This window comes from Oribacterium sp. oral taxon 108 str. F0425, from assembly GCF_000214455.1.
GTDB classification, from domain to species: Bacteria; Bacillota; Clostridia; order Lachnospirales; family Lachnospiraceae; genus Oribacterium; species Oribacterium asaccharolyticum.
In genome coordinates this window covers 902,292-916,402 of sequence record NZ_AFIH01000001.1, presented here as the reverse complement: position 1 = coordinate 916,402, position 14,111 = coordinate 902,292, and the positions used below count along the sequence as shown (strand labels likewise).

The window sequence follows — 14,111 nt, the reverse complement described above, 5'->3', positions numbered from 1 at the left end:
GGACTTAGTTTACACGCTCCTTTAAAGCCTTGCCGGCCTTGAATCTCGGAGCCTTGGAAGCAGCAATCTTCATAGCCTCACCGGTTCTGGGATTGTGTCCTTCTCTAGCTGCTCTCTCGGAAACATCAAATGTTCCAAATCCGATCAGCTGAACCTTATCCCCTTTCTCCAGAGCCTTAGCAATGGTGTCAAATACTGCTTCTACTGCCAAACCGGCATCCTTCTTGGATAATTCAGCCTGCTTTGCAACAGCGGAAACCAACTCATTCTTGTTCATCTTTCATCCTCCATGTTTACCGCATATGCGGCATATTGTGATTAATTTGAGTACTGCTTAAAACAGTATTCTTTTGCGAAAAAGGAGCACAATCCATCAAAGGTTCAGCTCATAAATAGAGACAAACTCCCTTTTACGACAGCATTATATCGTTCTCCCCTTATACTGTCAATGAAATGGCTGTTTTTTCCCTGTATTTCCCTTGCTTTTCTAAAAAAAATCAAGAATTTTTATTCCTTTTTCGGCTCTGCAAACATAATCAATTTAAATAAATCCATTTAAAGATAAATCAGTTTAAAGAAAGAAGCGCAGCAATTTCTCCTGCTTTATTCATCGTCTCTTCTATCTTTTCCTGAACTCGACTATTCTTCTTTTTGTAAAAAAGGGCAGGTTGTTCTCCGTTTTGGAAGCGAACTTCCCCCTGTGACTCCTGAACAAGAACAGGAATTTTTGCGGTATCCAATTTCGCTTTCGGAGAAAACTGCATGAGAATCTCGCCTCTTTTAATCTTACATTCCAAAACACCGATTTTACTGAGGGAAAGCTTCAGCATCGCTACAAGGAAAAGATTTTCCACCTTATCCGGTAAATCCCCGTAACGATCTATCAGTTCGTCCTTTAAATCCAGTTCTTCTTCCTCACTTCCGATGGTGGAAATCTTCTGATACACCTCAAGCTTCTGTTCTTCATTCGGAATATAGCTTTCCGGAATATAGGCATCAAAATCCACATCCATCTGGCACTCTATGCCCTCTTCCTCCGTCTTTTCTCCCTTTTCAAGGAGAACCGCATGGCGAAGAAGCTTGGTATAAAGCTCATAGCCCACCGCTTCCATATGTCCGTGTTGCTCCGCACCAAGAACATTTCCCGCTCCGCGAATTTCGAGGTCACGAAGCGCAATACGAATCCCTGATCCGAGCTCCGTAAATTCTCGAATTGCCTTCAAACGTTTTTCCGACTCCTCCGTAAGGCTTTTCCCTTTTTTATACAAGAGAAAGGCATAGGAAATCCGGTTGGAACGTCCTACACGCCCGCGAATCTGATAGAGTTGGGACAGTCCCATCCTGTCCGCATCCTGGATAATCAGCGTATTCGCGTTAGGAATATCGAGACCGGTTTCAATTATCGTAGTGGAAACCAGAACATCAATTTCTCCCGCAATAAAGGAAAGCATGATTTTCTCGAGTTCACGCTCTCCCATCTGCCCATGAGCATAGGCCACCCGGGCATAAGGCACGAGCCTCTGTACACGCATTGCCGTATCCGCTATGCTTTTCACCCTGTTGTGTACATAATAAACCTGTCCGTTTCGTCTAAGTTCCCGCTCTATCGCTTCCCGGACGGAGGCTTCATTTTCCTCCATGACATAGGTCTGAATCGGAAGGCGGTCGAGAGGAGGCTCTTCCAAAACGGAAAGGTCCCGGATTCCCACGAGAGACATGTGGAGTGTTCTCGGGATAGGCGTTGCGGAAAGCGTCAGCACATCCACATTTTCCTTCAAAGACTTAATCCGCTCCTTATCCGATACACCGAAGCGCTGCTCCTCATCCACGACAAGAAGTCCCAGGTTTTTAAAATGCACATCCTTCGAAAGAAGGCGGTGCGTGCCGATTGCAATATCCGCCCTGCCGTGGGAAAGCTCTTCCAGACTCTTCTTCAGCTCCTTTCCGCTTTGAAAACGGGAGAGAAGACGAATCCCTACCGGAAAGCCCTTCATTCGTTCTACAAAATTGTTGTAAATCTGCTGGGCAAGAATCGTCGTGGGACAAAGGTAGGCAACCTGCTTGGAATCCTGCACGGCCTTGAAGGCCGCCCTCAGTGCAATCTCGGTCTTTCCGTAGCCCACATCTCCGCAAACCAGACGATCCATGATTTTTTTACTTTCCATGTCTTCCTTGGTCGCTTCAATGGCTAAAATCTGGTCTCCGGTTTCCTCGTAGGGGAAGGCTTCTTCAAATTCCTTCTGCCAGACTGTGTCCTCCGAAAAGGCATAGCCTTCCTCATTCTGACGTTTCGCATAAAGACGCAGAAGTTCTTTCGCAATTTCCTTGACCGCTCCCTTAACTCTTGCCTTCGTCTTTTGCCATTCTGTACCGTTTAAGCGGTTCAGCTTCGGTATCTTCGCTTCTTTCCCCGCATACTTCTCAATGCCGTCCAGCTTTGTGACCGGTAAATAGAGATTCCCCCCGTCTCCGTAGAGAATCTTGATGAAATCCTTACTCACACCGTCTGTTGTGATACGCTCTATCCCCTGATAAATGCCGATGCCATGGCTTTCATGCACCACATAGTCTCCCTTTTCAATCTCCGTCAAAGAGCCGATGCGCACACCTTCCGCCTTCTTTTTCTTTTTTTCTTCTTTAAGCTGAGACTTTGCCCGAAAAGTTCCGCTTCCGTAAGGATAAAGAGTTTTTCTTCCTCCATGGAAAAGCCATGTCGAAGAAAGCCCGTGCAAACCTGTATGCTTTTCTCCCCTTCTTTCGGAATGCTGAACACATCGGGACAATAGGCGGAAATCCCTTCTTCCCGAAGTTTTTCCGCAAGACGCGAAGCACGAAGTGCAGATGGGGAATAGAGAAGAACTCTGTACTTCTCCTTGAAAAGACGCTTTATATCCTCCTGAAACAGGCCGGGATGCTTTCCATAAGCCGGAATTTCTTTCGTCGTGAAAGTTTTTTCTATCAATCTTCCACTATCGATTGCAGGACTTAAAGAATCCATTCCTGTCCCGAGAGTGGAAAAAGCCGCAAAGACTCTTCCCCCGATTTCCGTCAGGAGTGTTTCAGGAGAAAAGAGAGCAATGTGCTCTTCTTCGTCTTCTCCTGCTTGTCTTTTTACTTCCGACTCCCTTTTCAAAGCTGTACCAGAAAGTCCCTTTGAATCTGTATTCACTCCTAAAATCGACTTTGCAGCTGTCCCGGTACCTGCTGCGAAGAAGTTCAGAAATTCCTCTTCTACCCGCTCCGCTTCTTCCAGAAGCCTCTGCGGTTCATCCAGAAAAATCACCGCTTCTTTCGGAAAATAATCCAAAAGAGAAAAGGCCTTAAGAGAAGAAGAAAAACCTCTCTCCCCTGCAGGATAGAGTTTTGCTTCCGTAATCTGCTCCAGAGAGCGCTGGCTCTCCAGCGAAAAAGAACGAATGCTGTCCACCTCTTCCCCAAAAAACTCGATACGGACCGGGTCTTCCATTTGATTGGAGAAAAGATCCACAATACCGCCACGGATAGAATATTCCCCGCGCATCTCTACCTGCTCCGCTCTCTTATATCCCATCTCCGAGAGTTTATCCTGCAAGTCGGAAAGCTCTATGCTCATCCCGACTTTCACGGTAAAGAGAGAACCCCGGAAAGCATTCTTCCCTTCCATTTTCTCCATCAAAGCCGGAAAGGTGGTCACAATCATCCCTCCCGAATCTTCCAAAAGATGACGAAGGCACTCGCCTCTTTCCCTAAGAATATAATGCCCTCTGGTATCTGCCTTATAGAAAAGATAATCCTTCGGAGGATAGAAATAGACATTTTCCGAAAAAGCCTTACAGTCCTGTAAAACCTCCTTCGCTCTCTCCTCACTTTTACATAGATAAAGCGCCCAATTCTTCGCAAAAGGAAGTGCGAGAAGCGGCTTTAAGCTGTCCACTATTCCGGTATAAAAAAGCTGCTTTCCCGAGCCCAGACTTCCCCGCATGGACTGAAAAAGCAAAGTTTCCTCTATCGGATTCGTATATGTGGATTCTTCCCTGTTAATCTCATTATTGTTTAGCACTATGAACCTCTATATTTTTTTATTATAGAGGTTCATGGCCTTTTCAATCCCCTCCGTCACGGTGCAGATGCAGGCCTTGGCCGCATCTGTATAGGCTTCCTCCATGCGCTTTTCATCTTCTTTTTCGAAATGGCCGAGAACATGGGCCGCCAAGTCTTCTCTTTCCCTTTTTTCTCCTACTCCCAGACGAATCCGCGGAAAATCTTCGGTACCGAGTCTTGCAATAATGCTTTTTAAGCCGTTATGTCCACCTGCAGAGCCTTTTTTCCGAATACGGATACTCCCCGGGGAAAGACTGATTTCATCGGAAACCACAAGAACCTGTTCCGCCGGAATCTTGTAGAAATTCGCCATTGGGGCAATGCTGTCTCCGGAGAGATTCATATAGGTAAGAGGCTTCAAAATAACGACCTCCTCCGTGCCAATCCGTAATTTGGTAAAGGCGCCGTGAAACTTCGTACTTTCCAGCCCCTTCCCTCCCAGCATTTCCAAGAGAGCATCGATTACCGCAAAACCGGCATTGTGCCTAGTGCCGTTGTATTTTTTTTCCGGATTTCCAAGCCCCGCTATCAGCCACATCTTCCTTCCTTCTTTCTTTATCTTTCTAAAACACTTCCCCTTTTCCTTCTCTCCCATAGAAGAAACTCTACAGAATAGAAACTCTACAAGTTAAAGCAGTTTTTCTCGAATACACTTCCCTTTACTCCAAGGAGACCCATTATAAAAGATTTTTTCCGGAAGGGCAATGCGGATTAAGTCGTTTTTTTCTCTTGTATTTCTAGTACTTCTTGTTTTTCTTGTATTTCCTCGCTTTCTTTCAACTTCTCCCTCTTTTCTTTCACAACTTCCTTTATTTTTTCCTTTCGTATCAAAGCCTTGTCCAGTACGCGAAGGAGGCCCGGAAGTAGAAATACGACATAGAAGAGAGAGCAAAGTGCACCTCTTCCAATCAGCTTTCCAAGCTGTCCGATTGCCGGTACGGAAGAAATAAAGTAAATGACATAGCCCACTACGGTGAGAATAGAGCCGGAAACGAGGAGGGAAGAGAGGCTCTTCCGAATTGCTGCGGAAATCGCTTCTTTTCTTTCCTTCTTTTCCCTCTCCTCTTTAAAGTGGTCCAGGGCCAAAATGGCATAGTCCACCGTTGCGCCAAGCTGAATACTGGACACCACTACGAAACCAATGAAAATCATTTGACTGCCTTCCAGATAAGAGAAGGACATATTGGTCATAATCGCCATTTCTATGGGAACCATGGCAACGAAGGCATAAAGTGCCGACTTAAAGGAGAACATCACGACAAGGAAAATGATGATAAGCGAAATGGTATTTACCCGGGCATTATCGCTGCGGAGAATATTTTCCATATCCATCGTAGCCGTCGTATCTCCTACCAAATAGCTGTCCGATCCCGTATAGTCTTTTAAAATCTGCCGAACCGTATTCACCGCCTTGTAAGAGGCTTCACTTTCTCCCGGAAGATTTAAGGTAATGACCATACGGCTGTACCCGTCCTTTCGAACAAGGTCAAGAGAAGATTTCGGTGTCATAAACTCCGGAACGCCCTCCGGAAGAGCAGTGCTTAAAGATTGAACGGACTTCACAAAGGGAAGAGACTTGAGTGTTCCTCCCAGAGCCGATTCCATATCGTTTCTTCCGGAAGGATAAATCGCAATGAGAAGATTTTCTTCCCCGAAGACGAAATCTATCTCCTCCGCCATTTCGGAAATCTTCGTTCCCTCTCCCATAACCACTGCGGAACTGCTAAAGCGGAAGTTATTCATGCCCTGCATGATATTTAGGGGAAACGCCAAAAGAAGCGTTAACACTAAAACCAGAGGGCTTACATGGTAGGCAAGATTCGAAAGGCTTCGAAAGGAAGGGAGAAATGACTTGTGTCTTGTCTTCTCCACAAAGTTCCACATCCTAAGAAGAAGCGCCGGCATAAAAAAGATAACCGTAAGAAGGCTCAAAACAACTCCCTTTGCCAGTACAAGTCCCATGTCCATACCGATTCCGAACTGCATTGCACAAAGCGCAAGAAAACCGCCTACCGTCGTAAGGGAAGAAGCCAAAATGGTATTTAATGACTTCCCCACCGCAAAACTTAAAGCTTTTTCCTTCTCCATTCCCTTGGAAAGACCAAGCTCAAAGGAGTGCAGGAGGAAAATGGCATAGTCCATGGATACGGCAATTTGTAAAATTGCCGCCACGTTGTTCGTGATAAAGGAAACTTTTCCGAGAAAGACGTTGGTCCCTCTGTTTAATCCCACCGCTACAAGGATGGTCAGCAGGAAGAGAATCGGTTCCCCATAGGAATTGGTCATCAGAAGAAGTATCAGGAAAATGAAGGTGATGCCGAGCCCAAGGATAAAGCCCATCTGTCCGCTTACCTGCTCCTCTACGGTTTTACTTTGTACCGCAAGTCCCGCATAAACCGCCTTATCCCCCAGTAAATCCTCAATTTCTTGTACAGCGGCCTTTGTTTTTAAGTCACTGTCCCCATTTACAAAAACGATATGAAAGAGGGCATTTCCGTCCTTATAGTCCAGGTCCTCCGTCTTTCCCTCCATATAGTTCGGCGCAAAGGCACCGTTTTCCCCGGTATGAAAGCTCACCCGGTCTACTCCGGAAATCTCTTCAATCTGATTTTTATAGTTTAAGGCCTCTCCCATTGTGACATTCTTAATCATCACACGCGCTGTACCCGGATAGCCGAAGGTCTCTTCCATCTTGTGAATTCCCTGCTGTGTCAAAGACCAGTCCGGAAGATATTTACTTAAGTCATAATTGATTTCCACAAAAAAGGAGAGAAACAAAGAAACGATGAGCATCAACAAAAATCCAAGACCGATTTTTTCTCTCTTTTTCACGATAAAATTTGCACATTTTTCACTAAAGGACATCTACTTTCCTCCTTTAAAGAGCTTTCCGAGTCCGGAAAACATTTTTGCAAATACTGCTGCTATTTTTTCCCAAACACCGGGTTCCGCATCCGATTCCTCCGTTTTTTCCTTGGATTTATCCACCTTGATTTCTTCCGTACGAAGCGTTACGGCAACATCGACAATATTCTCATTTTCCCCGGAAACCAGAGACTCCGGCGCTCTGTCCGGGTCCATTTCAAAAAGGTTCGTCTTTTCTCCCGTATTTTCTTCCCACTTACTCTCAATGAGATCCTCCATCGTGTCCTTCGCTGTCTGCATGCTCTTTGTGGAGCCGAGGGCTGCTTCTCCCTGGCGCACAGCGGAGCTTGCAGAATCCAGGTTCCTTTCCAGATTTTTATAGACTTCCTCTCTCTTTCCTCTTAAATATGAGTCTTGACTGCGAAGCGCTCCTGTAAGGTCCTGCATCGCAATTTGGCTGTTTTCCAGCAAAACATTGGCATTTTTTCCGAGTTCCTCCGCCGTAGTCGCCGCTTTTGTCAGATCCGACTGCAGAGTCTTCACTTCTTCCAGACTATCTTCCAAAGTGGAAAGTCCGTCTATCCCCGTACTCATTCCGGAACGCGTATCGGAAGAAAGGGCGTCAAGTTGAGGTGTAATTTTATCGGAAAGTAAGGTACGAAGCTGCTTTTTCGTAGCTTCTTCCTTCTCGGAAAGCCCGGAATAACCCTGCACGAGATTCATAATAGTATCATGCAGAGGATTTCCCTGAAGCTTTTGGTCTAAAGCACTAATCACTTCCGCTGTCGTTTCCTGTCTCGAACTGTCCAGCATGCCGTTTAAAGCATTGACTGTTCCTTTTGCTTCCTCGATTTTCGCGGTATTCGGCACATCGGATCGAAGCTCTGTAAGAGATTCTTCCAGGTCTCTTAAGCTGTTCTGTATCCGATTAATGCTGTCTTTTCTCCCGTCAATATTCTTCTTGGTGTCTCCAATTGTGGCTGTTAAGTCACTGATGTTTCCGTTTACGGGTGTTAAGCTCTCCGTAAGTTTGTCCAAGGAATCGTAACTCTTATCTCTTTCCTCTTGAAATGCTTTTCCTTCCTCCTGTATGGATTTCACAGAAGCATTTGCATCATTCAGACTCTTTTCCATGTCACGAAGGGATTTTCGGGAAGACTCCATATTCGAAAGAAGGTCATTTCCCGCATCTTTTAAAGCTTGATAGGAATCCTCCATATCCTTTTTCGAATCCTGTATATCCTTTATTTTCTCCACCTGGGCGGAACGAAGCGGCATCATCTGAAACTGCAGGCCGTCAAAGCTGAAGGAATTGCTTCCCACCTCGATATCAAAGCTGTCTTCCTCTCCCGGAAGAAGGACAAACATCACTTCCTTTTTCTCTCCGAGGGTTACAACTTCCGCCTTCTCCGCCTTTAAAGAAAGGATATCTTCCATGGAAAAGTTTGCCCTGGCAATGAGCACATAGTTTTTCTTGGCATAGTCCTGTGCATTCGGATTCCTTGTAAAATCAACATGAATTTTTACGAGGCCCTTTTCGCCTGCAAGCACGGAGGGGTCCACTTCCAAGCCGTTTAACTCGTAAGTAATCGCTATTTTCCAAGGAAGAATGGCGAAAGGCTCGCTTGTCTCCCCCTCGATATATAAGGTCTCCGGTGCTCCATTTGGAAAGTGAAAGACATGGCGTTCTCCATCCGACTCCGCATCCACGCCGTTACTTAAGTTTTTAATACTGCTGTATTTTCCGTAATCCGTGACAGTTTGCATCCCTCTGGCTTCATACTGTCTGACCACCGAACTCTGCTTCAGCTCTCCCGTAGGACTTAAGAGGGCATAATAGTTTTCGTGATAGCGAGGATTTTCTTCCGATGCAAGGGCCATCATCGGGAGCAGGAGCACCTGCGAAAGTACCAGCACAATGGCAACACCCTTCATAAGTCTCTCCTTTTTACCGATTTTTCTTTTTGCATCTTTTGTTTCTTTATTCATTTCTATCTTTATTTCTTTATTTCTGTTCATCGTATTCTTTTTCATCTTCTTTCCTCCCTTTCTCTATTTGCGTTCCTCTTATTCCGCCATCTCTTCCTTTAAACTACAGGCAACGAGTAGTATAATATCAGCTTGAAAAAGAAAGAAAACGGACAATACCGGACAAATGTGGGGTAAATTGTGAAAAATTGTGAACTTCGAGAAAGAACCAAGGAAAAGCTTGCCACTGCCCTAATTAGTGCAATGGAAGAGAAGGCGCTGGATAAAATCACCGTGAAGGAAATTATCGAAAAAGCAGAGGTCAATCGGAAAACCTTTTATTATTATTTTCCGGATATCTACGGTCTTTTGGAATGGGTAATCAGTAGAGAGAGTAATAAGCTTATTACGGAAATTCAGAATAATCGAGATTATGAAAATGCCCTAAATGATGTATTGGACTCCATCGAAAAGCACCGACATCTTTTAAACTGTATTAAAGATTCCGTCGGTAGAGTCACTCTTGAACGTGTCTTGTACCGGGAGTTGGAGCAGCTTGCCTCGTGGGCCATGAAAATCGGGATTTGTGAGACCGGCGTTGCGATTTCGGAAAAAGAGCTGCAGATTCTTACAGAGCTTTCCATTAGCGATATCTGGCGTCTTCTCCTTCTTTATTTTCAAAAAGAAATCTCTTACAAGAGGGATGAATTTATTCAATTTATTTTGCGCTATCTGAAAGCCAGCATTACCGCGGGTCTTATGGAATTTGGAGAACGAGATCTCGCACGATATGCGAGCGATACTCGTTAAGAAAAAAATAGACAGAGTATAGAAAACCTACACTCTGTCTATCCCTTTTCGATTCCTAACGAGTATTGCTCTATGCATCTCGTTTATCTTGCTCATTCTAGCCTTTTTTTACGGCAGCCGGTCCGTACTGATTTAATTTCTGCTTTAAGAGAAGCTCTTTTTCCTTCGCCTTCTCCTGATAATCCTTAAAAATATCTTCTTCTACAATTCCGAAGTAGTATTCTTCATAGCGATCGGATCCATCCTCATATACGCGAAGCACATAGCAATGATCCGCCGTATTATACAGACTACCGTCCTCTTTCGCCGCCTGGTACTCTTCCTCGGGAAGAAGCGTAAACTTTTCTCCGGCGGTCAGAGTCTTCTTCATCAGACGATTACGAATCCCTCTGTCTTCCGATTTCAAATAAGAATTACAGTAGCTCACGATTTCCACCTTTTGTCCCTCAGAAAGATTGAGAGACAAGGTAGGATTCTCGGTAAAGATATAGGCGGTACGCGCCGACTTGCTTACCGGATCATTGACTTTCCCGTCAACATACGGTAAATCGCTTTCTACAACATTCTTCCCTCCCGCAAAACTCATCAGACCAAAGCAGGAAAAACTGAGAAGAAGAAAAGTCATTACTAGCTTTCTAAACATACTTTCTCCTAAATCTATATTATAGCGAAATAGAGTCCTCACAAAACGGCAAACGGCTTAATACCACAACACCCGACTCTTATGAATTCCGTCAAAAAACCGGAGTTAACAACTTGTTAACTCCGGAAAATTATAACTGGATTTATTTTTCAATGCAAGAAAAGTCCTTTTTTGTAGATAAATCGTAAACTTTCTGTAAGATAAAGACTTAGCAGTACAACACTTTCACAAAGTTCTTCTTTCCTTTTTGTAATAGAGGCTCTCCGGAGAGTTCTTCAGGACGGAAAACTCTTCCGATATCCGTCACCTTTTCTCCGGCAAAGCTTACACCGCCCTGCTGCACGTTTCTTCTTGCCTCTCCCTTGGAAGGTGCAAGGCCTGTGAGAACCAAAAGGTTTAAAACATCTACACCGTCTTCATATTCTTCCTTGGAAAGAGTATAGCTTGGGACATTGGCTGAAGCACCGGCTCCGGCAAAGAGAGACTTGGCCGCCTCTTCCGCCTTCTTTGCTTCCTCCGTACCGTGCACAAGCTCTGTTAAATGGAAGGCAAGAACAGCCTTCGCCTTATTGAGCGCCGCCCCTTCCCACTTGTCCATCTCCCGAATTTCCTCCATCGGAATAAAGGTAAGAAGACGAAGGCACTTTCCCACATCCGCATCGTCCACATTTCTCCAGTACTGATAGAAGTCATAAGGACTCGTCTTCTTCGGATCAAGCCAAACCGCACCGCTTGCGGTCTTACCCATTTTCTTTCCTTCCTTATTGGTTAAGAGGGTTATCGTCATCGCATGGGCGTCTTTTCCAAGCTTCTTACGGATGAGCTCCGTTCCGGCAAGCATATTGCTCCACTGGTCGTCACCGCCGAACTCCATATTACAGCCGTAGTCCTCATAGAGGCGGTAGAAGTCGTAGCCTTGCATGAGCATATAGGAAAATTCCAGGAAGGAAAGGCCGTTTGCCAGACGGTTCACATAGCAACGTGCTCTCAGCATCTCATTTACGGAGAAATGCGGTCCCGCCTCCCGTAAGAACTCCATAAGATTTAAGTTACGAAGCCAGTCTCCGTTATTTACCAGAATCGCTTTTCCTTCGGAAAAATCGATAAAACGGCTCATCTGCTCCTTAAAGCAGGCGATATTGTGATCAATTTCCTCTACAGTAAGTACCTTTCGAAGATCTGTCCTTCCGGAAGGGTCTCCAATCATACCCGTTCCGCCCCCCATTAAGGCTATCGGTCGGTTTCCCGCCATCTGCAGTCTTTTCATCAGGCAAAGTGCCATAAAATGGCCTACATGGAGAGAATCCGCAGTCGGATCAAAGCCGATATAAAAAATCGCCTTTCCGCTGTTTACCATCTCGCGGACTTCTTTCTCATCCGTAACCTGGGCAATTAATCCTCTATCCTGCAGTTCCTCGTATACACCCATATTTTCCTCCCCAAAAATCTCTTTCTTCTATATCATTCTTTCATGCAATGAAATGCTTCCGTATCTTCCATGCGATAGACTCGCTTCTTCATTTTTTTCAAAAATAAACTTTATCGGTTCAGTGCCTGATATTCATATACAGTGGAAATGAGACGCAACGTATCGTCCCAGCCGATGCAGGGATCCGTTATGGATTTCCCCAAAATATGCTCTTCCACCCTGGCAGAACCCTCAAGAAGATAAGATTCCACCATCAGTCCCTTTACAAAGCTTCTCAGTTCTTCGGAATACTTTCTAAAGTGCATGATTTCCTGTGCAATTCGCAACTGCTCCTTGTACTTTTTTCCGGAATTACAATGATTGGTATCCACTACCACAGCCGGATTCGGCAGTTTCTTTTCCGTGTAGAGAGAATGCAGAAGCTTCAAATCCTCATAATGATAATTCGGCACCATTTGCCCATGCTTACTCTGTGAGCCTCGCATAATGGCATGAGCAAAAGGATTTCCGCCGGTTTGTACCTCCCATTCCCAGAAGATAAAATCGTGTCCGTGTTCTGCGGCATAAATGGAGTTCAGCATGACTCCCAGATCTCCCGATGTCGGATTCTTCATTCCAACAGGCACATCCACCCCCGATGCTACCATTCTATGTTGCTGATTTTCAACGGAACGAGCTCCAACCGCCACATAAGATAATACATCATCGAGATAGGTATGATTGTCCGGATACAGCATTTCATCTGCCGTCGAAAAACCGCATTCCTCCAAAACCCTGATGTGCATATGACGAATCGCAAGAATCCCTTCTGTAAGATTAGCCCGTTTTTCCGGATCGGGCTGATGAAGCATGCCCTTATAGCCCTCTCCCGTGGTTCTGGGTTTATTGGTATAAATTCGCGGCACAATAAAAATCTGATCCTCTACATCCTTGGCCACTTCTTTTAACCTATGGCAATACTCCAGCACAGGATCCTCATGGTCTGCGGAACAAGGTCCTATGACAAGGAGAAATTTCTTACTTTCTCCCCTGAAAATAGACTTAATCTCCGCATCTCTCTTTGCCTTTTGCTCAATGAGTTCCTTAGACAAGGGATACTGCTTCTTCACTTCTTCCGTTGTCGGTAATTGATTTAAGAACGAAAATCCCATGATTTCCCCCTCTCTTTAAGCTCCTAAAAGTATATAGGAAGAGCCATAAAAGTGCAAGAAAGGGGCAATCTCAAACGAGATATCGCACGCTTTGCGCACGATACTCGTTAAGAATCAATACTTCGTCTGACTCTGGTAGTCGTAAATATTGGAAATCAAGCGCAGAGTGTCGTCCCAGCCGATACAGGGGTCGGTAATCGATTTTCCTAAAATATGCTCTTCCACCTTTGCGGAACCCTCTAAAAGATAGGACTCCACCATAAGCCCCTTTACAAAATGGGCCAGTTCCGTCGAGTATTTTCTGGAGTGCATGACCTCATGCGCGATACGAAGCTGCTCTTTATACTTCTTTCCGGAATTGCAATGGTTTGTATCCACTATCACCGCGGGATGAAAGAGTTCCTTCTTCTCATAGAGAGAATGTAAGAGCTTTAAGTCCTCATAGTGGTAGTTCGCAAGCATTTGCCCGTGCTTATTCTGCGAGCCTCGCATAATCGCGTGCGTATAGGGATTTCCGTCCGTCTTCACTTCCCATTCGCGGAAAATAAATTCATAGCCGTGCTGTCCCGCATAAATGGAGTTCAGCATGACGCCGAGATCTCCCGAGGTCGGATTCTTCATTCCGACCGGCACATCAATACCGGACGCCACGAGCCTGTGCTGTTGGTTTTCTACCGAACGTGCACCGACTGCAACATAGCTCATCATGTCGGAAAGATAGGTGAGGTTATCCGGATAAAGCATTTCATCTGCAGTAGAAAAACCGGTCTCTTCCAAAACCTTCATATGAAGCTTCCGAATTGCATAAATTCCCTCGGTTAAGTTGGGACGTTTCTCCGGATCCGGCTGATGAAGCATGCCCTTATAACCCTCACCCGTAGTTCTGGGTTTGTTTGTATAGATACGCGGAACAATAAAAATCCGGTCTTCCACTTCCTTGGCCACTTCCTTTAATCTATGGCAGTATTCCAGCACCGGATCTTCGTGATCTGCAGAGCAGGGCCCGATAACGAGAAGAAACTTCTTGCTTTCTCCTTTAAAAATTGCCTTGATTTCTTCATCCCTTTTCGCCTTTATCTCTGTCAGCTTCTCTGACAGGGGATACTCTTTTCTAACCTCTTCCGCGGACGGTAATCGATGTAATAATGTAAATCCCATAGCCTCT

General features: G+C 45.2%; 9 protein-coding genes and 1 pseudogene. 1 reads left to right on the top strand and 9 read right to left on the bottom strand.

From position 1 onward, the window contains the following. Window positions 1-4 precede the first annotated feature (4 nt). The 5 genes and pseudogenes from HMPREF9124_RS04425 to HMPREF9124_RS04405 form a co-directional block, all read right to left on the bottom strand. Window positions 5-277: an HU family DNA-binding protein gene (locus HMPREF9124_RS04425; protein ID WP_009428286.1), complete on the bottom strand. Its 273-nt coding sequence runs from the start codon at window positions 275-277 to the stop codon at window positions 5-7. Between the two features lie 289 nt (window positions 278-566). Continuing rightward, window positions 567-4,039: pseudogene (gene mfd, locus HMPREF9124_RS12840) on the bottom strand (transcription-repair coupling factor). 9 nt (window positions 4,040-4,048) lie between these two features. Next, complete coding sequence (pth, locus tag HMPREF9124_RS04415) at window positions 4,049-4,618, bottom strand: aminoacyl-tRNA hydrolase (protein WP_036597981.1); 570 nt, start codon at window positions 4,616-4,618, stop codon at window positions 4,049-4,051. A 173-nt stretch (window positions 4,619-4,791) separates the two neighbouring features. Beyond that, entirely contained in the window at window positions 4,792-6,945 is a 2,154-nt protein-coding gene (locus tag HMPREF9124_RS04410; protein ID WP_009427762.1) for an efflux RND transporter permease subunit, read from the bottom strand. After that, a complete protein-coding gene (locus HMPREF9124_RS04405; RefSeq protein WP_009428295.1) occupies window positions 6,946-8,979 on the bottom strand; it encodes a hypothetical protein in 2,034 nt (677 codons plus the stop codon). Between the two features lie 135 nt (window positions 8,980-9,114). Between HMPREF9124_RS04405 and HMPREF9124_RS04400 the strand changes: the two genes are divergently transcribed. Then, a complete protein-coding gene (locus HMPREF9124_RS04400) occupies window positions 9,115-9,723 on the top strand; it encodes a TetR family transcriptional regulator (protein ID WP_009428458.1) in 609 nt (202 codons plus the stop codon). Window positions 9,724-9,820: 97 nt separating this feature from the next. Here HMPREF9124_RS04400 and HMPREF9124_RS04395 read toward each other — a convergent pair whose 3' ends face one another. The 4 genes from HMPREF9124_RS04395 to HMPREF9124_RS04380 form a co-directional block, all read right to left on the bottom strand. Continuing rightward, window positions 9,821-10,366, bottom strand: coding sequence for a hypothetical protein (locus HMPREF9124_RS04395; protein ID WP_009428987.1), 546 nt, complete (start codon window positions 10,364-10,366; stop codon window positions 9,821-9,823). A gap of 208 nt (window positions 10,367-10,574) precedes the next feature. After that, window positions 10,575-11,795, bottom strand: coding sequence for a tyrosine--tRNA ligase (tyrS, locus tag HMPREF9124_RS04390; protein ID WP_009428039.1), 1,221 nt, complete (start codon window positions 11,793-11,795; stop codon window positions 10,575-10,577). A 110-nt stretch (window positions 11,796-11,905) separates the two neighbouring features. Further along, entirely contained in the window at window positions 11,906-12,946 is a 1,041-nt protein-coding gene (locus tag HMPREF9124_RS04385) for a 3-deoxy-7-phosphoheptulonate synthase (protein WP_009428004.1), read from the bottom strand. A gap of 114 nt (window positions 12,947-13,060) precedes the next feature. Further along, window positions 13,061-14,104: a 3-deoxy-7-phosphoheptulonate synthase gene (locus tag HMPREF9124_RS04380; RefSeq protein ID WP_009429091.1), complete on the bottom strand. Its 1,044-nt coding sequence runs from the start codon at window positions 14,102-14,104 to the stop codon at window positions 13,061-13,063. Between the last annotated feature and the right edge of the window lie 7 nt (window positions 14,105-14,111).

Bases quoted from the DNA above. Each gene is read 5' to 3' on its own strand.
- HMPREF9124_RS04395 (WP_009428987.1), bottom strand. From the start codon at position 10,366: ATGTTTAGAAAGCTAGTAATGACTTTTCTTCTTCTCAGTTTTTCCTGC.
- HMPREF9124_RS04405 (WP_009428295.1), bottom strand. From the start codon at position 8,979: ATGAAAAAGAATACGATGAACAGAAATAAAGAAATAAAGATAGAAATG.
- tyrS (WP_009428039.1), bottom strand. From the start codon at position 11,795: ATGGGTGTATACGAGGAACTGCAGGATAGAGGATTAATTGCCCAGGTT.
- HMPREF9124_RS04410 (WP_009427762.1), bottom strand. From the start codon at position 6,945: ATGTCCTTTAGTGAAAAATGTGCAAATTTTATCGTGAAAAAGAGAGAA.
- pth (WP_036597981.1), bottom strand. From the start codon at position 4,618: ATGTGGCTGATAGCGGGGCTTGGAAATCCGGAAAAAAAATACAACGGC.
- HMPREF9124_RS04380 (WP_009429091.1), bottom strand. From the start codon at position 14,104: ATGGGATTTACATTATTACATCGATTACCGTCCGCGGAAGAGGTTAGA.
- HMPREF9124_RS04385 (WP_009428004.1), bottom strand. From the start codon at position 12,946: ATGGGATTTTCGTTCTTAAATCAATTACCGACAACGGAAGAAGTGAAG.
- HMPREF9124_RS04425 (WP_009428286.1), bottom strand. From the start codon at position 277: ATGAACAAGAATGAGTTGGTTTCCGCTGTTGCAAAGCAGGCTGAATTA.